This is a genomic window from Rickettsia koreansis (genome assembly GCF_046532895.1).
In the GTDB taxonomy this organism is placed as follows: Bacteria; Pseudomonadota; Alphaproteobacteria; order Rickettsiales; family Rickettsiaceae; genus Rickettsia; species Rickettsia rickettsii.
In genome coordinates this window covers 938,683-962,595 of record NZ_WHLZ01000001.1, presented here as the reverse complement: position 1 = coordinate 962,595, position 23,913 = coordinate 938,683, and the positions used below count along the sequence as shown (strand labels likewise).

Below are 23,913 nucleotides of genomic sequence, written 5' to 3'. Positions count from 1 at the left end.
GAAAAAGAAAAATTATTATCATGATTTATAGAAATGAATTGAATAAGCTATTGAACGCTATACAAAAAATAGAACCGAAAATTAAAATAACCAAGAGAGGACGCTGAATTAATAACATAATTAATCATGATAATAAATGCTATGAGATATTTGATCTTAAATCCGCAATTATTAAGTTTCTTAAGATTAATGCCGGAAATAGCCGTATGGATAGTTGAAACGTACTCTCAAGAGGCTGCTCGAAAATTGTAAACAAGTAACGATAAGGATAAGCTATTAATGAGCGTTAACAAGATGAGTAACACAAAAAAAATAGCGATAATTTTGTATAAAAATGAAGAAGCTATTACCTACAACCATACCAAAAATAGAACCGAACATTAAGATAATAAAAAAAGGGCTAGGTGAGTTCTGCGAAACTCACAGTTAGCAATGCCTAATCCTAATGGGATTTTACAAAAACTATTGCATATTGCAGCTCTTTAGTTTATTTTGATTAGCAAACTATATACAGAATTAATGGATTATTAAAATGGGAATTACCATATTAAAAAACGAAGGATTGGATTTTCATGCAAGAATTGCTACTCCTTTAAGTGAGATAGATGACGATATTCAAAAAGAATTACTTGATTTAACCAAGAAAGTTAAAATAGCAGGTTTTAGAGCCGGTAAAGTACCGGTTTCAATTGTTAAGAAAAAATACGGTACTTCCGTCAGGAATGATATAATAGAAAGAAGAATTAACCATTCAGTAAATCACGTTATTAAAGAGCATAATCTAAATATAATCGGTAGACCCAAAATTGAAGAATTACAAAACGAATCCGATAAAGCTTTAGAATTTACCGTAAAAATAGAGTTATTACCTAAAATTACTATTCCGGATTTAAAAAAAATCTCACTAGACCGTCCAAAATTAGAAGTAAACTCTAAAGATGTTGAAGAACAACTAGAAAAACTTGCCGCATTAACAAAAAATTATACTAAAGAAAGTAAAGCAAAAATAAAAGACGGAGATCAGGTTACTATTGATGCAATCGGGTACATCAAGGAGAAAGCTTTTGAGGACGGTAAATTAAATGATTTTAAAGTAATAATAGGTAGTAATGCACTTATTCCCGGTTTTGAGAAACAATTAATAGGTTCTAAAACAGGTAGTGAAGTAGATGTTAATGTGACTTTTCCTGAAAATTACCATGCTAAAGATTTAGCAGGTAAGGATGCTCGTTTTGTAGTACAAATTAAAGCAGTACATACTGCAGAACCTACCGTTATCGATGACGAATTTGCTAAAAAATTCCAAAGTAATAGCCTTGAAGAATTACGTACACATTTTACTAAACAAATAGAAAATGAGTCGGAAGAAGCTATTAATACTATAATGAAAATGAACTTATTTGATAAGTTAGAAAAATTGTTAGATTTTGATGTACCGGAATCTTTATTAGAGCAAGAAAAAAATATTCTAAAGTCCGAAACCGATAAAAATGAACAAGATGAATCATTATTGAAAGATAAATCCTCTCAAGAAATAACAGCATATTATAATAAATTAGCCCTACGCCGTGTGCGAATAGGCTTATTACTTGCTGAATATGCAAAATCTAAAAATTTGCAATTAGAGCCTGATGATTTAAGAAAAGTTATTATGCAACAAGCACGTAATTTTCCTGGGCAGGAAAATATGATATTTGATTTTTATAAAAATAATCCTAGAGCAATTGAAGGACTTAAAGGTCCTGCCTTAGAAGATAAAGCTGTACAATATATATTTAATCACGAAATAAAACTTAAAGAAAAGAAATATACTAAGGAAGAGCTAGAGAAATATCTAGAAGCAGAAGAGCAACGTATTACTTTAATTTAAAGCTTATTCATTGTCATTGCGAGCGAACGTTAGTGAGCGTTGCAATCTCAGGAATCCTCGCAATGACAATCCTCAGTATCCACGCAGGCAATACCTAGTAGTATTACTCCTGATTTTTTATAGTCTCTAAAGCAAGTTTAACTATTTTATTTACTCCAGCATTAGTGTAGGTAGAGATAGGAAAAACTTCTTTATTAGTAACTTTCTGCAACTTATTTATTTTTTCCTGTATTTCCTCATCTGTGAGAACATCGCATTTATTAAGACATATGATTTCGATTTTATTTTTTAGATAATCGGAATATGATTCAAGCTCAAGACGTACCGTATTATAATCTGCAACTACATCATTACTAGAGCCGTCTATTAAATGTATTAATACATTACATCTTTCTATATGCTTTAAGAATTTATCGCCAAGTCCGTGACCTTGATGAGCCCCCTCAATTAAGCCAGGAATATCGGCTATGACCAACTCTTCGTCATCAACATATACCACTCCAAGCTTCGGCACTAAAGTAGTAAAGGGATAATCGGCAATTTTAGGCTTGGCTGCCGTTACAACGGATAAAAAAGTAGATTTACCGGCATTTGGAAGCCCCACAAGCCCAACATCAGAGAGAAGTTTTAAACTTAAATGAATCCACATTTCTTCGGCAATTTCTCCTTCCGTACGCTTTCTTGGAGCTTGATTAACCGACGATTTGAAATGGCTGTTACCAAGACCGCCACTTCCTCCTTTAATTATTTCAAAGCTTTGATCATCCACAGTGAAATCATACAATAATATATTGCCGTCCTCGGAAAAGATTTGAGTACCGATCGGAACATCAAGAACTAATGATTTTCCTGATTTACCGCTTCTATTTGAATCTTTACCGTTTTCGCCGTTTTCTGCGGTAAAATGCTGTTTATATCGATAATTTACTAGCGTATTAAGATGGTGATTACTCCTGAAAATAACACTACCGCCACGTCCACCATCACCACCGTCCGGTCCGCCTCTGTCAATAAATTTCTCACGATGGAAACTAACACAACCATTGCCACCGTTCCCACCTTTTATATATATTTTAACTTCATCAATAAAATGCATATGATTTATATTTTCAACGTCATTGCGAGGCGCGAAGCGACGTGGCAATCTCATCAAATCTCTTGAGATTGCTACGCTCCTTGCAGTCGCTCGCAATGACTACAATGTTTACCTCTCCCGAATACCCTTATACTCTCTATGTACATAACCGGTGTAAAGCTGTCTAGGTCTGCTGATTTTTTGTTCAGGGTCTTCGTGCATTTCTTTCCATTGTGCCATCCAGCCTACGGTTCTTGCTATTGCAAAAAGTACCGTGAACATTTGCGACGGTATACCCATAGCCTTATAGATAATACCCGAATAAAAATCAACATTTGGATATAATTTTCTCTCAATAAAATATTCATCTTTAAGAGCGATAGCTTCAAGTTCTATTGCTATTTGTAAGAGCGGATTGTTGTCTAGCTGCCCGAGTTCCTTTAATACTTCTTTGCACGTTTCTTTAAGTACTGCGGCACGCGGGTCATAGTTTTTATATACACGATGACCAAAACCCATTAACCTAAATGGATCATTTTTATCCTTAGCTTTAGCTATATATCGAGGAATATACTCAGAACTACCGATTTCTTTAAGCATATTTATTACCGCTTCATTAGCCCCACCGTGAGCAGGTCCCCAAAGTGAGGCAATACCCGTGCTAATACAAGCAAAAGGGTTAGCTCCGGATGAGCCGGCAATTCGGACTGTTGAAGTAGAAGCATTCTGCTCATGATCGGCATGTAGGATAAATATCTTATTAAGAGCATTTTTTATTATTGGATTTACTGTATATTTCGTACAAGGCGTTGCAAACATCATATGCAGAAAATTTTCGGTAAAATCTAACGAATTATCAGGATAAATAAACGGTTGTCCTATAGAATATTTATAAGACATTGCAGCGATGGTAGGTATCTTAGCAATCATTCTAATAGCGGTAAGTTCGTAATCTGCTTCCTTAAAATTCAATAAATCAGGATAAAATGCCGAAAGAGAACCGACAGCCGCAAGCATAATAGCCATAGGATGAGAAGAGCTACAAAAGGTTTGAAATAAATAGTGTAATCTTTCATTCACTAATGAATGATGAGCAACCTGTTTAGTGAAATTATTATACTGCTCACCACTTGGTAGTTCCCCATAAATCAGTAAATATGCTACTTCTAAAAAATCACTTTTCTCAGCTAAGTCTTTAATATCATATCCTCGATGCCGCAAGATTCCTTTATCACCGTCTATATAGGTGATAGTAGACTGACAAGAAGCAGTAGACATAAAACCCGGGTCGTAAGTAAAGCAATCGGCTTCCGCAGATACCCTACTTATATCGATTACATCCTCACCAATACTTGCTTTAAGTATAGGTAATTTAAATATTTTTCCTCTGATTTTTAATTCAGCAAATTCTGAATCATTATTATTTTCATTGGTCATATGGATATACCTTATTTTTATACATCAGTAAGTATAACCCTAATTTAATGAAATTAGAAATGAATTATGATTTATTAGAATTTAAAAATTTTCTTTGATATCTTGCTCAACTTGCAAGGTTAATGAAAATTTAAAACACACATGCTTCTACTTTCAACTGCAAGCCTAAAGCGTTTAATAAAGATCCTATATTGTCGACACTTGGATTACCTTTGCTAGATAACATTATATATATATTGTCTATTTATATGAGCTTCTTTAGAGATTTTTGCTATACCTCCTCTTGCTCTAACACTTCATTAATATACCCTACTAATATTTCCTCATTTTGTAATTTTTCTTTTAAATAATCTGTAAACTTTCCATATAACACCCTCAATTTCGTTTATAAACTTCTTCTATTATTTCTAAGGCTTTTTTAATATCTTTGCCTTGAGTATCTTTATTACCTGCATTTAATAGCAGAATATCTGTTATAAAAATTGTATTTGTTTAGTGTTTTGCATATTAAGCTTAACTAGAGATGATTACACTGTCGCATATATACGACTAATTGTCCAGTAGAAAATTATTTTGAAAAGTACGTGAAGCTGTGAGTACTAGATTAATGTACAAGTTATGCAAGAAGTCTATTATTGACTAAATACTCCTTAATCTTGAGTAAATCATACCAAGAGGTGCGTTTTTGCATAGGTTGGCGGAGTAAATAGGCAGGGTGGAAGATTGCCGTAGTTTGAATAGGAGTGGATAAATATTTATTGGTATAAAAATAATATTCTTGTCTAATTTTAGTAATACCCGAATTTTTTCCAAGTAAGCTAGTTGCAGCCGTGCTACCGACTAGAATAATTAGCTGCGGGTTGATAAGAGCAATATGCTTCTCTACAAAAGGTCTACAAATATCGACTTCTTCGAACGTCGGCTGTCTATTAGCAGGAGGACGCCAAAATACCGTATTAGTAATATAAGCGTTATGTTTTCGTGAAACTCCGATAGCGTGTAGCATATTATCAAGTAAATTGCCACTTTCGCCGTAAAAAGGTATTCCTTTCAAATCTTCGGTACTTCCCGGGGCTTCGCCTATTAACATAATTTTAGCTTCTAAATTACCGTCACCGAAAACCGTATTAGTAGCAAATTTCTTAAGTTCACAACCATTAAAATTTAGTAGAGATTCTTTTAGTTCTTCGATATTATTAGCTTTATCGGCAAGAGATCTTGCTAGGGTTATATTATCATGAACTTTATCATTCATATTGAATGCAGTTTCTTTTGTAGACATAAGTTTTACTTGTGGCTTTTCAGTTAGTTCAGTATTATTACGTACCTTTAATTGCGGTGGATGTTCATGGCAATAATATTCAACACCGATTGCACTTAACCATTTAAGCGTATTATTCATTATCTTAAAATAAAATATGTTAAAATATTCCGTACCACACGAACTAAATGACATAAGGCTTGATAAAGCTCTATCATCGCTTCTTGAAAATGTTTCAAGGAATCAAATCCAAAAAGCTATTAAAGATTCGCAAATACTAGTTAATGATGTAATTATTTCTGATCCTGATGTTTTGGTCAAGGAGAATGATATTATATTATTTTCTTTTAAAGAACCTGAAGAACTAAAAATTGCAACAGCAAATGTAGCACTTGATATAATATATGAAGACGATGATTTGATAGTAATTAACAAAGCTGCAGGTATGACGGTACACCCGGGAGCAGGGCATCATGACGATACGCTTGTTAATGCTTTATTACATCATACAAAAAACTTATCGGATATCGGCTCATCAGAAAGACCCGGGATAGTACATCGTTTAGATAAAGACACTACGGGCTTGATGGTAGTTGCTAAAAATAATAAAGCACATATGCTACTTGCAAATCAGATAGAACAAAGGCAGGTAATACGGAAATATAAAGTGTTAGTGTGGGGAGTAATAAATCCGCTAGAAGGAGTCATTAAAAATAATATAGGTCGCAGCCGAAGCGATCGCCAAAAAATGACCATATTAAAATATGGCGGCAAAGAAGCCGTTACACATTATAAGACTCTAGAATTATTTTATAAAGGTAGTATTAGTATGGTGGAGTGCAAGCTTAGTACGGGTAGAACTCACCAAATTAGAGTACAGCTAAGCCATTTAAAGCATTCGGTAGTCGGCGACCAAACTTACGGCAATAACGACCGAAAAATTGCTCATTCTCCCCCTGAACTAAAAGCAAAATTAATTGATTTTAAACGTCAAGCCCTGCATTCTTGGTATTTAAGTTTTACTCATCCGACTAGTAATGCGATTATGGAATTTTCTTGTGAGTTGCCAAGGGATATGGAAGAGATAATTAGTTTATAATTGACAAAATATTAATTTTTTATATAATATTAAGGATTAATATTTATTTATAAAATGAAGCTAATTCTAAATTAGAAGAAGCCTTATATTCTATGGGATAGGGTATTTTAAACCTTAGAAAACAAAAAGCGAGATTAGAAAAGATTTTTACTTTTCTGCAAGATTTAAGTACCGCCACAAACAAAATTATTTCCTTAGATATATCAAATTATAGAGATTGGCCAGAAGTAAAAGATTTTATTTTAAAATTAGGTAATAATTTATCTTTTAAACCGCAATCTATAAAAATTGCTAGCTCTTCGCAATATAGTACAGAACATGAAATTAAAATTTCTGAATTCGTCAATGAAATTCTTTCTCTAAGATTAAAAACAGGCATAGATATTAATAATAGTACGTATATTGATGATGCAAATTATAGGAAAGAAATTTTATTAAAAAAATTTTTAGAAGAATTTAAAAAAATGATTTTAATGAGCAAGAAGAACAATTAAATAAATTTATAAAAGTTGCATGCAAAGAAGCAAAAGCACCTGATAATATAGACATGCAATATATGCAAGCTCTGCGGATTTTCTCTGAATTTGATTTCAGTAAAATAGATGAAAAATATTCTAATTTACAACATTTTTTTACAAAGCTATATAAAGCACAAGAAGTAAAATCAGAAATTTATCATTATGAAGTAGAAGATGATTTACATTTTTATATGGTAAAAGTTAATGGAGTAAATGTAACTACTTGGCAAAATTTCTCAAAGAAACAGGGGGAGTTTATAAACCAGTTCGGGAAAAAAGAATATAGAAAAGCTTTTATGGAACTAGATGCTTTTGACTCTAGCATAGAATATCATGACCAAGATTTAACAGATGTATATGTAGTTTTTACCTATAATAAAGCATGGGAACAGAAAAGTAGTATTGATATACCATCGGTAGAAATGATTATAACTATGGCAACTTCTAAAACGCAAATTTTATTTCACATATAGGAATAATAAAAGCTCCAATATATGACTATAATAATACTAAAAAACATTTAAGTCTTTCGCTTAAACTTCATAGTTTTATTGCTAAATGTGCAGAGATTATTTATCCTAACAAAAAAGAATATATGATTACTGTTCCAACAAAAAATATGACTCATATTATTATTAAAGAATATGAGAAAAAACAAATTTTAGATAAAATATATATAGGACATCAAGACACAAAAATACCGCAAGAATCTTTAGAGGAATTAAAATCTAAATATCAAAATACTAAGTGTACACGATATGAGGGACAAGAGTATAAGCATTATTTTAAAGTTTATTTAGAATATATTTTAAAAAATCAACAAGAAATTTTAGGTGAGAAGAAAGCTCCCATAAAATTTACCGAAGCAGGATATGGTGCTTTTTCTGACTTGATTTTGTATGGGAAAAATGGTGAAGTACTAAATAAACTAACTGCTGACCAGATAAAAGGAGAGTTCGCTTGGTTTTGTACTAGTCCTTATTTATTAAAAAATCAACACGAACAAGAACCTTTAATCACTTGTGATTTAGAAACATTAGCAAATCTTAGCTTTAAAAATAGCTATATAGAACATGAATATTATTCAGAAATAATTGGTGATATAATAACATAAAACGGTTTATGAAAATAATTAAAATACCTAAAACCAAAAATTATCTTAAAATAGATATTATAACTCTAGAACCCGAATATTATAAGAATAAATTTTATATTTCGTGAATTTACTGAACTTAAAAAACTAGCATCGCTAGATAGTGTAGATGAGATTTTATAAATGAAAAATTTTGGCAGAAAATAAAACTTTCCATGCAATGTTCTATAAAGCAAATTCTTAGTGACGCTACAGATAAATTAAATAAAATAGGTATTAGTTCGCCTCAATTAGAAGCACGAATTTTACTACAGCATGTTATAAATAAACCTACTGAGTATTTACTTATTAATCTTGATGAGCAGTTAAATGAAGCCAAGATAGAAGCTTTTGAAAAACTGTTAGCGAGAAGATTAAAGCATGAACCGATAGTATATATTACAGGTGTTAAAGAATTTTATTCACGTGAATTTATTGTTAATAAACATGTATTAATTCCAAGAAGCGATACTGAAGTTTTGGTGGATGTTGTATTTCAATGTCATTCCCGCGAAAGCGGGAATGACATAAGCGAAAACTGCAATGACAAATTCTTAAATATCCTAGAACTTGGCACAGGTAGCGGCTGCATTGCTATCAGTCTATTATGTGAGTTACCGAATGCTAATGTAATTGCAACCGATATAAGTCTTGATGCTATAGACATTATCAAAAGTAATGTAGCAAAATATGAGGTAACGGATCGCATTCAGATTATTCACAGTAATTGGTTTGAGAATATTGAAACTCAGAAATTTGATTTTATCGTTAGCAACCCGCCATATATAGCTCACAGCGAAAAATCAGAGATGGCAATTGAAACAATCAATTATGAACCGTCTATTGCTTTATTTGCTGAAAAAGACGGACTGCAAGCTTACTTTCTCATCGCCGAAAATGCCAAACAATTCTTAAAACCAAACGGTAAGATTATATTAGAAATAGGGTTTAAACAGGAAGAAGCGGTAACCCAAATTTTCTTAGATCATGGTTATAATATTGAAAGCGTTTATAAGGATCTACAAGGTCACAGTAGGGTAATGTTATTTTCTCCTATTAATCTCAATCGGTCATATGCAAGACGTATCGGTAAAAGCTTATCAGGAGTGCAACAGAATTTATTAGATAACAAACTACCAAAATATTTATTTTCTAAAGAAAAGCTTGTAAATGAAAAACGTAAAGTATTTCTTGAGATAGGCTTTGGTATGGGTGAGCATTTCATTAATCAAGCTAAAATGAATCCTAATGCACTTTTTATTGGGGTAGAGGTATATTTAAACGGAGTTGCAAATGTTTTAAAGCTTGCAGGAGAACAAAATATCACGAATTTTTTATTATTCCCTAATAATTTGGATTTAATATTAAATGAGATACCAAGCAATAACCTTGATGGAATTTATATTTTATTTCCCGATCCATGGATAAAAAATAAGCAAAAAAAGAAACGTATTTTCAATAAAGAACGACTTAAGATTTTACAAGATAAGCTAAAAGACAATGGTAATTTAGTATTTGCTTCCGATATCGAAAATTATTTTTATGAAGCAATAGAGTTAATACAGCAGAACGGTAATTTTGAAATTATAAATAAAAATGATTATTTAAAACCGCACGATAACTATGTAATTACCAAATATCATCAAAAAGCTATTAAGGCGAATAGAACGCCGAAATTTATGATTTTGCGGCACGTTTTAGGCGATCATTAATTGCAGCCCCTATATTCACTTGAGGTATAGGGCTAACTGCTATACCTCTTACATCATGAGATGCAGCATAATCGTCAAGTATTCTTAAATAAGCATAAAGATTTGCAGCGGCTTCTATAAAGTCACCTTTTACACTTAAGTTTAATGAAAATCTTCCTGTAAGATTGCTATTGCCAAAATTTAATCCGATTTCTTTATCCTCTAAATTTATAGCATTTAGCCTAACCGGTACTTTTGGTGAATAGTGTTTTGCAAGCATTCCCGAAGCTTTTATAGTACTTGTCTCTGATGCTTTTAAAACTTCTATTCCTAGTATTTCTCCTAAAATTTCAGCAGTTATAAACCCTTCTCTAAGAATAGTAGGAGTAACAGTTGTTGTATCGATTATCGTTGACTCTAGCCCATATTTAGATTGATAGATTTCAGGTGCTAAAATAAAAATTTCCTTATTATCCTTAAAATGTTTTGTGACATGCTCAGCGTTAGTCGGACTAATATAGTTTGAAGGGTTAGCACTTGGGGCAGCTATAGGTATGCCTGATTGTCTGATAAGCTCTAACGCTACAGGATAAGATGGTATCCGAAGTGCTATAGTATTTAGTCCTGCTGTTACGCTAGGGGCAATATTTGCATTCTCTTTTAAAGGGACAACTATAGATAATGGTCCAGACCAAAATTTTTCTGCTATTTTTGTAGCTAAATCGTCAAACTCCCCTATTTCCTTTGCTTGCTCTATGGAGGAGACATGCACGATAAGCGGATTGATAGCAGGGCGCTCTTTGAACTGAAAAATCTTTAAACACGCCTCATTATTTGTGGCATCCGCACCAATCCCATATACTGTTTCAGTCGGAAAAACAACCACTTTACCTGATTTTATAAATTGAACTGCTTTGTTTATCATAAGCGGTGAAACTTAGCTACTTTATCAAATAATTCACAAATATTCTGTAATAACGACAAACGATTTTGAGCGATCTTTGGATCAGAGTCATTAACGAGTACATTATCAAAAAAGCTAGTAATGGGAGTTAATAGAGACGATAATAAATTTAAGGCTTTCTTATAATCTTTATCAACTATACTATCTATAATTTGCGGAGAAATTTTTTGGATTACTTCAAATAATTCTTTTTCAGGTTGTGTACTAAAGAGACTCGCATCAACTAAGCCGGTAATTTTCTGATCACCAATTATATTGCTAGCTCGTTTGTAAGCATTTAATAATTGCTTGCCTGCGTCTTCTATTAAAAATTCTTTTAATGCATCAAGCTTAAAGTTTGTATCTACTAAATTTAAGTCAAGAACTGCATTAATTAACGCAATATCATAGTCATTTTTAAAGTAAAATTTTGCTCTTTCTTCAAAAAAAGATATTATTAAATTCTTATTTTCGTCAGATGAATCTTTATATAAGTTTATAGAAAAATTAATTAAATCATTAAAATTTAGCTCTAATTTATTTTCAAGTATTATTCTTATTATACCAAGAGCTTGACGTCTTAAGGCATATGGATCACCTGAGCCTGTTGGTGTTTCCCCTGCTATCATCAAACCTACTAAACTATCTAGCTTATCGGCTAAAGCAAGTAAAGCCGCATTTCCGCTTGGTACATTGTCGCTCAAACCTTGCGGTTTATAATGGTCTCTAATTGCAGCGGCTATTTCTGCATTTAGCCCTTCATGTTTTGCATAATAATAACCCATAATCCCCTGTAAATCAGGAAATTCCCCGACCATCTCAGAAACAAGATCACTTTTGCAAAGTCTAGCTGCTGTAATCAAATCCTTATTATTTGGAGCTATATAATTACAAATATCGGTTATGCGTTCAACTTTTTCTCTTAAATTACCAAGCTTTGCATGAAATGTTACAGCTTCTAATTGGACTAATCTTGATTCTAAAGTTTTAGCTATATCCTGCTTACAAAAATATAAAGCATCCGAAAGACGTGCCGATAGAACTTTCTCGTTACCTTGAATAACTAGTTCAGCATTTGTAAATCTGCCATTACTGACAAAGAGAAAATATGGTGTAAAATTTCCTGTTTTATCAAATAAACAAAAATATTTCTGATGCGTACGCATCGAAGAAATAAGTACTTCTTTAGGTAACTCTAAAAATTTTTGTGGTATTTTTCCAAGCAGTACAACAGGAAATTCGCTAAGCCCTATTACTTCTTCTACTAAACGATTATCTTCTTTTATAATTAAATCATGAGAATTTGCTAGTTCCAGTAAACCGGTTTTAATTATTGCCTCTCTCTTTGCTCTTTCTAAAATAACATGATTGTCTAAAAGCTTATTTCTATAATCTTCAAAATCTGTTACTTCTAATTTTTTATTATCAGTAAGACGATGCCCATATGTAATATTATTAGCGGTTAAATGCCCAAATTGCATTGGTAATATTTCGCCGTCAAATATGCATAAAATATTTCGCAGAGGTCTAATCCATTTTATTTTGTAATAACCCCAAAACATCGATTTTGCCCAGCTATATCTATTAATAGCCTCTATAATAATCTCCGGCAAAATCTCTTTTATTTCTCTTTCTTCTGTTTTTTTGACAAAGAAATAATATAGCTGATTACTAATTAATTTAGTAGAAAGCTCTAATTTACTAATATTATGAGCTTTACAAAAGCCGTTAATAGCGGCTTCCGGAGCTTCTATGCTTGGTCCTTTCATTTCTTCCTCTTTTGGCAAAGTTATCTTTGGCAAATGGGTAGCATGCAGCGTTATCCTGCGAGGTCCCGCGAATACTTGTACTTTTGCAAATATTTCGTTTTCTTCAAAAATTTTCGTGAATATATTTAAATAACCCTCTTCAGCATTTTTTTGCATAAAAGCCGGAATTTCTTCGCTAAATAGCTCTAATAATAACTCGCTCACTTGTTCATCTCCAACCATTTTGTACAACAAATTCTAGCTAAATGACGCACTCTTAAAACATAAGAAGCACGCTCAGTGACGCTAATTACTCCAAGTGCATTTAGTTGATTAAATGCATGACTTGCCTTAAGGCATTCATTATAAGCCGGCATAGGTAAATTAGCTTTGATTAATCTCTCACACTGGTCTTCGCTATCCTTGAAATGTCGCAGTAACATTTCACTATCGGCAAGCTCTAAATTATATTTTGAAAATTGCCGTTCAGCTTCGAAATCCACTTCACCGTATTTTAAAGCTTTTTCGCCTACTTGCCCATTCCAATCAAGCTCTCTTACTTCATCAACACCTTGAATATATAAAGCAAGCCTCTCGAGTCCATAAGTGATTTCACCGGCAACGGGACGGCATTCAATACCGCCGATTTGCTGCATATAAGTAAATTGCGATACTTCCATACCGTTACACCATACTTCCCAGCCAAGCCCGGCAGCACCTAAGGTTGGCGACTCCCAATCATCTTCAACAAATCTGATATCATGAATTTTTAAATCTATGCCTAAACATTCTAAGCTTTTAAGATATAACTCTTGAATATTATCCGGCGACGGCTTTAATATAACTTGAAACTGATAATAATGCTGCATTCTATTAGGATGCATGCCATACCTGCTATCCCCTGGTCTTCTTGATGGCTGAACATATGCAACAGACCAAGGTTTAGTACCAAGGCAGCGAAGTACAGTTGCAGGGTGAAACGTACCGGCTCCAACATGGGCATCGTAAGGCTGCAATATTGCACAGCCATAATCCTGCCAATAATTTTGTAATGTCAGAATAATTTGCTGAAATGATAGTTTTTTCATAGGGTATTATTATTGGGAAAGAAAATTTTGATTAGTTAAAAGGATCGAATATTTTTATATTAAACATATTATAATGTTTGATATTTCTAGTAACTAGTATCATATTGCTTTGTTTTGCCTGTGCAGCTATTAAAGCATCGATTGCATTCGTACTATCAATACTCATTAATTCACCCCACTCCTCACATATTTCTTTGTCAATATTAAGAATTCTTTCATTATAATCTATTATTATTCTTTCTAACCATTTTTCTAACTTCAAACTTGCTATTTTATCTTTCTTTGCTAATTTTGATATTCCCTTTCTTATTTCGCCGATAGTAATACAACTTAAGTATAACTGGCTAGAATGAACAATTGAAAACCATGCTGCTACTTGAGAATTGGATTTTTTCTTTTGAATTTCAGATACAACATTAGTATCTAATAAATATTTCATAATTCAAAATCTCTAGCATATCCTTTTGCTCTCTGAATATCCAAATTATCTGTCTTAGGTATGCTCAATAAATATTCTTTGAAATCAGGTTTTTGTTTAGTAAGTTGTTTATAGTCTTTTATACTAATAATTACAACTGCTTCTTCACCCCTTTTTGTAATACATTGAGGGGTACCATGCATTGCAATATCAATAATATTACTTAACTTATTCTTTGCTTCGTGTAACTGCCATTTATTCATATAAAATCCTCATATAGCTAGATTATCTAGATTATTATAATATAAAGATTCAAAAAAATAAAATATTTTTTTATTAATTTGAGGTCTTAATAATACTCCTTGCCGATCTCGATTTTAGGACGATTGTTTGCTACTCGCCAATCGTTAGTATCACGGAAAGAATAAACACAGCCACAAAATTCTTGTTTATAAAAGTTCTCTTCTTTGGCAATTTCGTACATTCTGCTAGCACCGCCATCTTTACGCCAATTATAAGTCCAATAGGTCACCCCTTCATAATGAGATGCCGCCCTAGTTCCTGATTCATTAATTTGGTTCATATCTTTCCATCTAGAAATACCAAGCGAGCTAGTTATAACTTTAAAGCCGTTCTCATAAGCATATAAAGCTGTACGCTCGAAACGCATATCAAAACACATTGTACAGCGTATACCTCTCTCAGGCTCAAGCTCCATCCCTTTAGCACGCCTAAACCAATTTTGCGGATCATAATCTGCATCGATAAATTCTATATTATGTTTCTCGGCAAATTTAATATTTTCATTTTTACGAAGCTCATATTCTTTTTTAGGATGAATATTAGGATTATAGAAAAAAAGCATAAACTTAATGCCGGTATCGATCATTTTTTCCATTAAAGGGCCAACACAAGGAGCACAACAACAATGGAGTAAAACCTTGCTTTCACCGTTTGGTATTTCAAAAACTTCGCTCATATTAATTTATTAGATTCTTTTTATAGGTTTCTTTATAGAATTTTAGAATTATAGAAGATAACAAGGCAAGTGCAATTAAATAATACGCAATAGCATAATTGTTTCCGGTAACTTTCGTTAATATCATTGCTAACATTGGAGCAGTACCGCCAAATATAGCAGCTGCAAGGTTGTATGAAAGTGCAACACCGGTAAATCTTATGCTAGTCGGAAATATCTCTACTAAAACCGTTGGAATAGGCCCCATATAGATGCTAATAACTCCAGCAAATATTACTTGAGATATTATAGCTAAAGTAAAATTCATCGACCCTAAGGCTACAAAAATAGGATAGACTGATAAAATTAACAAGATAATCCCCCATATTAGTACAGGACGTCGCCCCACCTTATCCGAAACATACGCAGATATAGGAAATACTATCATCATTACGATTAATATTATACTACTAACAATTGTGCTTTGCTGATTAGTATAACCGAGTGTTTGCATAAAATTACCAATAAAAACCGTAGAAGTATAAAAAGGAGCAGTTACGGTAATATACAGACCAAGTGCGATAATTAGTTCTTTTGGGCATTTTGTTAATGTTTCTCGTAAAGGAAAACGTGCTAAACGCCTTGTTCCCTTAGCTTTTTTATAAATAGGACTTTCTGCTAGGTTTTTTCTAATATATAAACCTACGGAGCTAATAAATAAACCGGCAATAAAAGGTATCCTCCAACCCCATTCAAATAGCATATCGGCAGGCATAAAATAAGAAAAACCGGCTGCTGTACCAAGTCCAAGCAGCATACCACCGCACATACTAACAAATGAGCTACTCCCCGCAAGTCCTCGCTGCTCGAACGAAGCATGTTCTACAATATACGAAATACAACCGCTAAATTCCCCTCCTAAAGAAAAACCTTGTATGAGTCTGATAATAGTTAAAATAATAGGAGCGGCAATTCCAATAGTTTTATAACTTGGTAAGAGCCCTATCCCGGCAGTCGGTATTGCCATAGCTATAATACCCATCACCAAAGCAGTACGTCTACCGAATCTATCACCTATATTACCGAAAATAATACCGCCGAGCGGTCGTACTACAAAGCCTGCAGCAAATACCGCAAAAGTTAACGTCTCTCGCATTTCTGGATCCGGAAAAAAATGCTGCCCTATAATATAAGCAAATTGCGCATATAATGCATAATCATACCATTCTAAAGCGTTGCCGATCATGCCGGATATTACTACTTTTCTCATTAAGTTATTTTATTGATTTAAAAAAAGATAATAAGAGTAATATTTTATATTCTCAAGTAAAAATAGCTTTATTTCATGCGAATAGCTTTGCTTGCGTTGATACCGTAGTCGCCATTGCGAGGAACGTAGCGATGTGGCAATCTAGAAAAATAATTAAAAAAATTCTGATTTACAGAATTTTTACTGGATTGCTTCGTCGAATTACTGCGTAATTCTTCTCGCAATGACTATACCCATCTATGTTTTTCATTAACCACTTTCTTAGTTAATTTAGCATTGATTTGAGAAGGAGAAACTTTAATATTTTGTTTGATGTTTTTTGTTTTTTCTTGAGATAGAAGACTTTCTTTATCATTTTGTAATGTTTTCATAAACTTATCTATATTGCTTTGTTCTAGTTTTATTGCATTATCATTATTCAAAATTAATCCTCCAATTTTTTCACCAAGTTCAGGTGCATATCTGACGGCAAAAATTGATGCTGGTACAACTATGATAGAAAAAGCCGCTCCTGCAGTCGCAACACTTATTGCTCCGACTAATAAAGCACAAACAGCACCGGCGATTTTTCCAGTTGCTTGTTTAAATATATTACTTTTTTGTGTCAATACTAAAGACATCTCTAATATTTTATTAAATTCTTTCTTTATATAGATGGTTGCTTCATCAATATTATTATATTTCTTCATGGCATACATTACAGAAACCTTAAATAATTTTTTGTGAGACTCCGCATAATTTATTATTTTATCAAAATTCTTCTCTTTTAAAAGAGTTTTAAATATATTTTTAATTTTTTTTTTTCGGTACTATTTATTTCATCTCCAAAATAAACTTCTACAAGATTTTCTGCTATTATATCTTGTGATTGCTCCAAAATATTATTCTTATTTTGCTCATTTTCGTCTTCAGAAGTAATCATTATTGCAAATAACTCTAATGCTACAGAAAAATTATCATCGTTAATAACCCGCATACCTAAATAATTTTTGAGTCTAGAAATACATTTATCAATATATTTTTCAGCCTCTGGTTTAGAATTAAGCCTTAGCGTATAATCTATAGCAAGCATATTTGCAATAGTAGAGCAAGTAGATTTCATAAGATTATTGACAAAATTATTAACAATATCTTTTTTAAATAAATTAGTATTTACGTTATTAAGTACTATTGCATTATTCATTTTGGTAATTTATTTTGAGGCTAATTCTCTGATATATAATATCAATTTAGCATAAATAAGATTAGGAGCATGATTTACTGAAAGTTTATATATATTCTTAGGTGTTAACACTTCTTCATTACGTACTCGTACAAAAGATATAAGAGTATTAGGAGGCATATAAGAATAAATTTCAGAAAATATTTTTAGAAAAGTCAAAAAATCTGCACATGCATATTTTATATTTATGCTATAATTATTTACATGAATCGATTCACCTTCTCCTTCAATTGCCTGAATATTATTTTTAAAAAATACTGAATTTATAAATACATCTATAGGTTCTACTAAATCATATTTATTGCTTAAGCTTTTTATTTTAGGAATTAGTTCTTGATAATTTAAGCAACTCACACTACTTGGCACACTTAAATCTACATATTTTTTGTACGATTCTAATATTTCTTCTTTAGAGTTAATGACAGAATAAAGCTTTAAAACTTCCTCTGTTAGATTTTCTTGTAAAACTTGTTTATCAAGAATAGATTTACTGTATTCTTGCTGGGAAATTTTTATTATCCAAATAGTTAAGGAAATAAAGAAGAAATATATAATAAATTGAAAAAATATAAGATTCTTTAAATACATAATATATTTTTCAAACATTATTTTTACCTTGGGTTATTAGTGCCGTTGCATGGTTTATGTCATTCCCGCGTAGGCTGGAATCCAGAGTAAAGCGAGATAAATCGAGCTTTTAAAAAGCTTTAAAGTACTGGATTCCCGCCTACGCGAGAATGACATGGAATATTACGTTTTATTATCAACTATATTAACCGATAAAGGAATTACTACCTTACCGAATATATCAAGTATTTTATCCTTATATATAACATAATCTATCTGCAAATTAGATAATTTATTTTTTACGTTTGTCATATGATAATCTAGCATCTTTAGAGATTCATCTACCGATATATTATTAGTATGATATTTAAGTATTAACTTGATTATTAATTGTCTCTTAGAAACTAACAAAATATTATCTATATTTGTTAATTCCCATTTAATTTCTTCTAATTTAAAAGCCGGATTTAAAGTAATTATTAGCCTTTTAAGTAAATCAAACGGCAGTGGTACCGGTGTTTCTAGTAATTTTTCTATTACATATAAATCAGCTAGGCTAGTAGTATTTTTAATATAAGGATATTTATATTTGATATCATCATATTCTTGATTTGTTGCATAATATTTTTCATTAATAGAGTTTATGTCTTTGTAATTTTGTTTTGTATTATATTTGATAATACCGACCACTAATATTAATATTATAAGTAATGCACTATATAATTTAAATGTCAGATCCTTTATAGTAACTAGTTTTTTTATTGATTTTAAATTATTATTATAAGCGGGAAAACTCTTATATTCTAGAAACAGTCTACTAATATTCGTATCTATAAATCTTTCTTTTTCTAGAGTTTGCTTATTTAGTATATTATCAACCGGTATAAAGATTACAGGGCATTCTTCAAAATTTGTTGATTCTAATAAAGATTTTAACTCTTCATCTACTATAAGAATTATACAGGCTCTTTGGTCAAGATTACTTATATAGTTTTTAAATAATATCAAACAATCATTAATTTCTTGTTCTATAATACCTTGAACATAGCCGGTTGTTTTATCCAATGGATACTCAAGATTTCTAATTGTTATTATATTATTTTTATGTTTGATAATAAATTTTATACCGCTAGCTTGTGATGCATATACACAAATTTGAAAATAATCGTTATATTTATCATTTTCTATATTCTGCACTATTTTATTTATAATAACTTTTAGCTCTAACGTTAAAAAGTAAATTCCTTTTAAATCAAGAGATCTTTTATCTATAATGCATGAAATGATATCACTTAAAGGTGTTTCAAATGGACACGACATAATTAAAATCGACCAAATTTCACTTGGGGTAGTAGTAATTTCGTAAACACAATGTGCTATAATGTCTTCTTTATTAAAATAACCTTCAATAAATTGTTCAATAGGATCAAGTTTAACTATTGACTGTAATATAGGTATTTGATCGTGCCGTGTTTTACATTCACTGCCGTCAAGTAAAAAATAAATATCACTTTTTGGAAATTTACTAAAAAAGTTTTTATAAGGATTTAAGTCTATCTGGTCCCGAGTAGGGATAAATAATTTATCTAATAATTTATTATCAAGAAAAGTACTAAGAAATACACCTTTATTACCTAGTAACACCACAATCTTTTTTCTTTTGAAAGAAAATATTTTTAATTTTGTAGCAAATTGAACAAAATGTAATTTGATCGAATCAAAAATATTTTTCATAAATAAATTTATTTTAATCATAATTCAGTGTATTTTACTATACTGGACGTCATTTCTGCGTGGATACCCGAACCGTCATTTAAGGAGCGTGACAATCTCAGGACTTTGGCACGAGATTGCGTACGTACAATTACTAAGTAATTTTCCTCGCCATGACGAAAAATGATCCTCTCCGGAATGACATAACATTAAATAATATATCTTACCATGACTAAATTTACCACCGAAGAAGTTAGAAGTAAATTTATAACTTACTTTAAAGCAAATAATCATACACATGTACCGGCCAGTTCGTTAATTCCACACAATGACCCTAGCTTAATGTTTGTTAATTCCGGAATGGTACAATTTAAAAATGTTTTTACCGGACAAGAAAAAAGACCTTATAACAAAGCGGTAACTAGTCAAAAGTCTCTTCGAGCCGGCGGCAAGCATAACGACCTTGAGAATGTCGGTTATACGGCAAGACATCACACCTTTTTTGAAATGCTAGGTAATTTTTCATTCGGTGACTATTTTAAAGAACAAGCCATATATTACGCTTGGAATTTATTGACTAAAGAATTTGAACTCCCAAAAGACAAGCTTTATGCAACAATTTATCATACTGATGACGAAGCAGCTGCTTATTGGAAAAAAATAGCAGGTTTTGGGGATGATCGCATCATAAAGATCAAAACAAACGATAATTTTTGGTCAATGGGTGATACTGGCCCTTGCGGTCCTTGTTCCGAAATTTTTTACGACCACGGTGAACAAATATATGGCGGACTTCCTGGTACTAAAGATGAAGACGGTGATAGATTTATCGAGATTTGGAATATGGTATTTATGCAATATGAACAAATCGATAAAGATACTAGTATAGAATTATCGCAAAAATCTATCGATACCGGTATGGGTCTTGAGCGTATGACGGCAGTATTACAGCATGTTAACAACAATTATGATATAGATTTATTTCAGGAAATAATTAATTTTATAGAAAATATAGTAAAAGTGAAAGTAGAGGGAGAAGCTAAATTTTCTTACCGAGTTATTGCCGACCACTTACGAGCAAGTAGCTTTTTAATAGCTGACGGCGTTATTCCTTCAAATGAGGGGCGTGGTTACGTACTTCGCCGCATTATGCGAAGATCCATGAGGCATGCTCATATGCTTGGGTCAAAAGAGCCGTTAATGTATAAATTACTGCCAAAACTTGTTGATTTAATGGGGAATGTTTATCCTGAACTTAAAAGAGCAGAAAGCTTTATAAACAGTATCTTAGAACAAGAAGAAATTAGATTTAAAGCCACATTAGAACGTGGTCTCAAACTTCTTACCGAAGAAACAGAAACGCTAACAAAAGGTAATGAATTATCAGGAGAAGTAGCATTTAAACTATACGATACTTACGGATTTCCGCTTGATCTAACCGAAGATATTCTAAAAAATCGTGATATTTTCGTTGATCACAAAGGGTTTGAAGAGCAAATGCTTATGCAAAAAGAACGTGCTAGAAAATCTTGGCTTGGCTCCGGTGAATCAAAAACCAATCAGTTGTGGTTTGATATCAAAGAGCAACATGGTAGCACAGAGTTTTTAGGATATACACTTAACGAAGCAAAATGTAAAATAATTGCATTAATCAAAAATAATAATTTAGTTAATGATATAAAAGAGATAGATACACAATTCCTGCTAATCAGCAACCAAACTCCTTTCTACGGTGAATCAGGCGGTCAAATAGGTGACATTGGAACGATATTTGCAAAAGATTCTGAAGTAGAAGTAATAGATACTTTAAAATATTTAGGCTCTATTATAGTCCACAAATGTATTTTGAAAAAGGGGCAGATTAACGTAGGCGAGAATGCTAATTTTAGTATAGACATAAGATATAGGCAAAATTTAAGAATTCATCACTCGGCAACGCATATATTACATGCAGTACTGCATGAGGTACTTGGGAAACATGTTACTCAAAAAGGTTCGTTAGTCGCTCCGACTTATTTACGCTTTGATATTAGCCATTCTAAGGCTATGACTAATGAAGAAATCACTTTAATCGAAGATAAGGTAAATGAGATTATTAGAGATAATCATGAAGTAACTACTACATTAATGGCAACTGAAGATGCAGTTAAACAAGGAGCTATGGCACTGTTTGGCGAGAAATACGACTCTGAAGTAAGAGTAGTTAAGATGGGTGAGACTTCTTTAGAATTATGCGGCGGTACGCATGTCAGACGTACCGGTGACATCGGTTGCTTTAAAATCACAAGCGAAAGTGCTATAGCAGCAGGTGTTCGTAGAATTGAAGCAGTTTGCGGTGAATTCGTAATTAAATTAATGAGAGAAAAGGATAGTTTACTTAAATCGATAGAAAGCAGTTTCAAAACTAATAAAAATGAACTTATTACTAAGGTTAATAATATCTTAGAGCGTAACAAGGAAGTTGAAAAAGAGTTAGCAAAAACTCATTTAGCTAGTTTAGACTTAAGTATAGAGCAAATTGAAAAGCAAGCTGCACAAATAACAGGAATAAAACTATTATACAAAAAAGTAGGAAATATAGACAATAAAATATTACGTCAAGCTGCCGAAAATTTAACAAAAAAAGTAGAAGATTTGATAATGGTATATATTGCCGAGGGAATTGGTAAATTATCTATTACAGTTGCGGTGAGTAAAGCTATAACAGACAAATACAATGCAGATATAATTGCCAAAAAACTTTCTTTATTCTTAGGTGGCAGCGGCGGAGGTGGACAAGCAAGCCTTGCTCAAGCCGGTGGAAATGATATAGGTAAGCTAACTAACATCCATGAAAAATTATACAGTTTATTGACAGTGTCGTAGTGTACTAATTTAGGACGTCATTACGAGTGTGCTTTGTAGATGGATACCCGGTTGTCATTGTGAGCAATCGTAGTACTTGCGTGGCAATCTCGTCAAATATCCTGAGATTGCTTCGTCAATTACTTCGTAATTTCCTCGCAATGACAAGGTGGTATCCACGTAACAATGCCTATGCAGGGAGGCATTGTAATGACAAAATTTATGGTTGTTAATACGCTGCTTTCACAAAATAAAGACCGGAGGCGGGAGCAGTAGGACCGGCGGCTTTTCTATCTTTGGCTTCTAAAACATCTTTAATTTGTTCTGCCTGCCAAATATTTTTACCAACAAGTACTAAACTGCCGACAATATTACGCACCATATGATGCAAAAATGACGGGGCTGAAAGATATAATTTTATTTCTTCGTCTTCTTTAATAATATTAAGTTTAGTTAAAGTTTTAATCGGTGATTTTGATTGACATGAGCTAGCCCTAAATGAAGTAAAATCATGTTTGCCTAATAGATAGGCGGCAGCTTGTTGCATAGCCGGAACATCTAAAGGTGAACTAATCCACCATGCTCTATTTAAATCAATTACCGATGGATAAGGTCTATTAATAATTCTATATATATAATAACGAGAGGTAGCTGAAAACCTAGCATGAAAATTATTGGGGGCTAATTCACAATTCCATACTACTACGGCATACGGTCTTGCAAAATAGTTGATAGCTGTAATAATTTTGTGAGGTTCTAAATATTTTGAAAGATCAAAATGTGCTACTTGACCTATAGCATGAACACCGGCATCTGTCCTTCCTGACCCAAACAATATCACCTGTTCACCGGAAAATTTATAAATCGCTTCTTCTAATATCTGCTGTACCGACATTACTCCTGCTTGTCTTTGCCAACCTGCAAGATCCGTGCCTAAATATTCAATGGTAATTTTATATCGATACATAATAGCCCACTGTCATCCCGTGGCTTGACCACGGGATCTTGTATCATAGCCTGTGTCCTGAGATCCCAAATCACGGAATGACAGTATAAGTA

Annotated in this window: 19 protein-coding genes and 1 pseudogene; 6 read left to right on the top strand and 14 right to left on the bottom strand. The window is 32.3% G+C overall.

The window, feature by feature from the left end; genetic code table 11:
• Window positions 1-532: 532 nt before the first annotated feature.
• The gene (gene tig, locus GCO76_RS05415; RefSeq protein WP_410956415.1) at window positions 533-1,870 is read left to right on the top strand and encodes a trigger factor; all 1,338 of its coding nucleotides are present in this window, start codon (window positions 533-535) and stop codon (window positions 1,868-1,870) included.
• A gap of 103 nt (window positions 1,871-1,973) precedes the next feature.
• Here tig and obgE read toward each other — a convergent pair whose 3' ends face one another.
• The 3 genes from obgE to GCO76_RS05400 form a co-directional block, all read right to left on the bottom strand.
• Window positions 1,974-2,966: a GTPase ObgE gene (obgE, locus tag GCO76_RS05410; RefSeq protein WP_410956480.1), complete on the bottom strand. Its 993-nt coding sequence runs from the start codon at window positions 2,964-2,966 to the stop codon at window positions 1,974-1,976.
• A 108-nt stretch (window positions 2,967-3,074) separates the two neighbouring features.
• Entirely contained in the window at window positions 3,075-4,382 is a 1,308-nt protein-coding gene (locus tag GCO76_RS05405) for a citrate synthase (protein WP_410956414.1), read from the bottom strand.
• A gap of 616 nt (window positions 4,383-4,998) precedes the next feature.
• The gene (locus tag GCO76_RS05400; RefSeq protein ID WP_410956413.1) at window positions 4,999-5,784 is read right to left on the bottom strand and encodes a uracil-DNA glycosylase family protein; all 786 of its coding nucleotides are present in this window, start codon (window positions 5,782-5,784) and stop codon (window positions 4,999-5,001) included.
• A gap of 16 nt (window positions 5,785-5,800) precedes the next feature.
• Here GCO76_RS05400 and GCO76_RS05395 point away from each other — a divergent pair, with 16 nt between their 5' ends.
• The 4 genes from GCO76_RS05395 (at window position 5,801) to trmB (ending at window position 10,104) form a co-directional block, all read left to right on the top strand.
• A complete protein-coding gene (locus GCO76_RS05395; protein ID WP_410956412.1) occupies window positions 5,801-6,742 on the top strand; it encodes an RluA family pseudouridine synthase in 942 nt (313 codons plus the stop codon).
• A gap of 547 nt (window positions 6,743-7,289) precedes the next feature.
• Window positions 7,290-7,733, top strand: a complete 444-nt coding sequence (locus GCO76_RS05390; RefSeq protein ID WP_410956411.1) for a hypothetical protein — start codon at window positions 7,290-7,292, stop codon at window positions 7,731-7,733.
• 122 nt (window positions 7,734-7,855) lie between these two features.
• Window positions 7,856-8,374, top strand: a complete 519-nt coding sequence (locus tag GCO76_RS05385; RefSeq protein ID WP_410956410.1) for a hypothetical protein — start codon at window positions 7,856-7,858, stop codon at window positions 8,372-8,374.
• A gap of 194 nt (window positions 8,375-8,568) precedes the next feature.
• Entirely contained in the window at window positions 8,569-10,104 is a 1,536-nt protein-coding gene (gene trmB, locus GCO76_RS05380) for a bifunctional peptide chain release factor N(5)-glutamine methyltransferase PrmC/tRNA (guanosine(46)-N7)-methyltransferase TrmB (protein WP_410956409.1), read from the top strand.
• Here the strand turns inward: trmB and GCO76_RS05375 are convergent.
• From GCO76_RS05375 to GCO76_RS05330, 10 genes and pseudogenes are all read right to left on the bottom strand, one after another.
• Window positions 10,070-11,008, bottom strand: a complete 939-nt coding sequence (locus tag GCO76_RS05375) for an L-threonylcarbamoyladenylate synthase (protein ID WP_410956408.1) — start codon at window positions 11,006-11,008, stop codon at window positions 10,070-10,072. The genes trmB and GCO76_RS05375 overlap by 35 nt on opposite strands.
• Complete coding sequence (gene glyS, locus GCO76_RS05370) at window positions 11,005-12,999, bottom strand: glycine--tRNA ligase subunit beta (RefSeq protein WP_410956407.1); 1,995 nt, start codon at window positions 12,997-12,999, stop codon at window positions 11,005-11,007. Before glyS ends, GCO76_RS05375 begins: the two co-directional genes overlap by 4 nt.
• On the bottom strand, window positions 12,996-13,862 hold the full coding sequence (locus tag GCO76_RS05365; protein ID WP_014121153.1) for a glycine--tRNA ligase subunit alpha: 867 nt from the start codon (window positions 13,860-13,862) through the stop codon (window positions 12,996-12,998). Before GCO76_RS05365 ends, glyS begins: the two co-directional genes overlap by 4 nt.
• A 31-nt stretch (window positions 13,863-13,893) precedes the next feature.
• Window positions 13,894-14,301 carry a type II toxin-antitoxin system VapC family toxin gene (locus GCO76_RS05360; protein WP_014014890.1) on the bottom strand — a complete coding sequence of 136 codons (408 nt, stop codon included), beginning with the start codon at window positions 14,299-14,301 and terminating at the stop codon, window positions 13,894-13,896.
• On the bottom strand, window positions 14,298-14,543 hold the full coding sequence (locus GCO76_RS05355; protein ID WP_004997145.1) for a type II toxin-antitoxin system Phd/YefM family antitoxin: 246 nt from the start codon (window positions 14,541-14,543) through the stop codon (window positions 14,298-14,300). Before GCO76_RS05355 ends, GCO76_RS05360 begins: the two co-directional genes overlap by 4 nt.
• Window positions 14,544-14,629: 86 nt before the next feature.
• On the bottom strand, window positions 14,630-15,259 hold the full coding sequence (locus GCO76_RS05350; RefSeq protein WP_012151426.1) for an epoxyqueuosine reductase QueH: 630 nt from the start codon (window positions 15,257-15,259) through the stop codon (window positions 14,630-14,632).
• Window position 15,260: 1 nt separating this feature from the next.
• Complete coding sequence (locus tag GCO76_RS05345; RefSeq protein ID WP_410956406.1) at window positions 15,261-16,508, bottom strand: metabolite/H+ symporter; 1,248 nt, start codon at window positions 16,506-16,508, stop codon at window positions 15,261-15,263.
• A gap of 227 nt (window positions 16,509-16,735) precedes the next feature.
• A pseudogene (locus GCO76_RS05340) lies at window positions 16,736-17,691 on the bottom strand (RP853 family protein).
• 9 nt (window positions 17,692-17,700) lie between these two features.
• Window positions 17,701-18,336 carry a hypothetical protein gene (locus GCO76_RS05335; protein WP_410956405.1) on the bottom strand — a complete coding sequence of 212 codons (636 nt, stop codon included), beginning with the start codon at window positions 18,334-18,336 and terminating at the stop codon, window positions 17,701-17,703.
• A gap of 144 nt (window positions 18,337-18,480) precedes the next feature.
• Window positions 18,481-20,052: a hypothetical protein gene (locus GCO76_RS05330; protein ID WP_410956404.1), complete on the bottom strand. Its 1,572-nt coding sequence runs from the start codon at window positions 20,050-20,052 to the stop codon at window positions 18,481-18,483.
• 186 nt (window positions 20,053-20,238) lie between these two features.
• Here GCO76_RS05330 and alaS point away from each other — a divergent pair, with 186 nt between their 5' ends.
• Complete coding sequence (gene alaS / locus GCO76_RS05325; protein ID WP_410956403.1) at window positions 20,239-22,875, top strand: alanine--tRNA ligase; 2,637 nt, start codon at window positions 20,239-20,241, stop codon at window positions 22,873-22,875.
• A gap of 208 nt (window positions 22,876-23,083) precedes the next feature.
• Here the strand turns inward: alaS and truA are convergent, their stop codons facing one another.
• Window positions 23,084-23,821, bottom strand: coding sequence for a tRNA pseudouridine(38-40) synthase TruA (gene truA, locus GCO76_RS05320; protein WP_410956402.1), 738 nt, complete (start codon window positions 23,819-23,821; stop codon window positions 23,084-23,086).
• Window positions 23,822-23,913 lie beyond the last annotated feature (92 nt).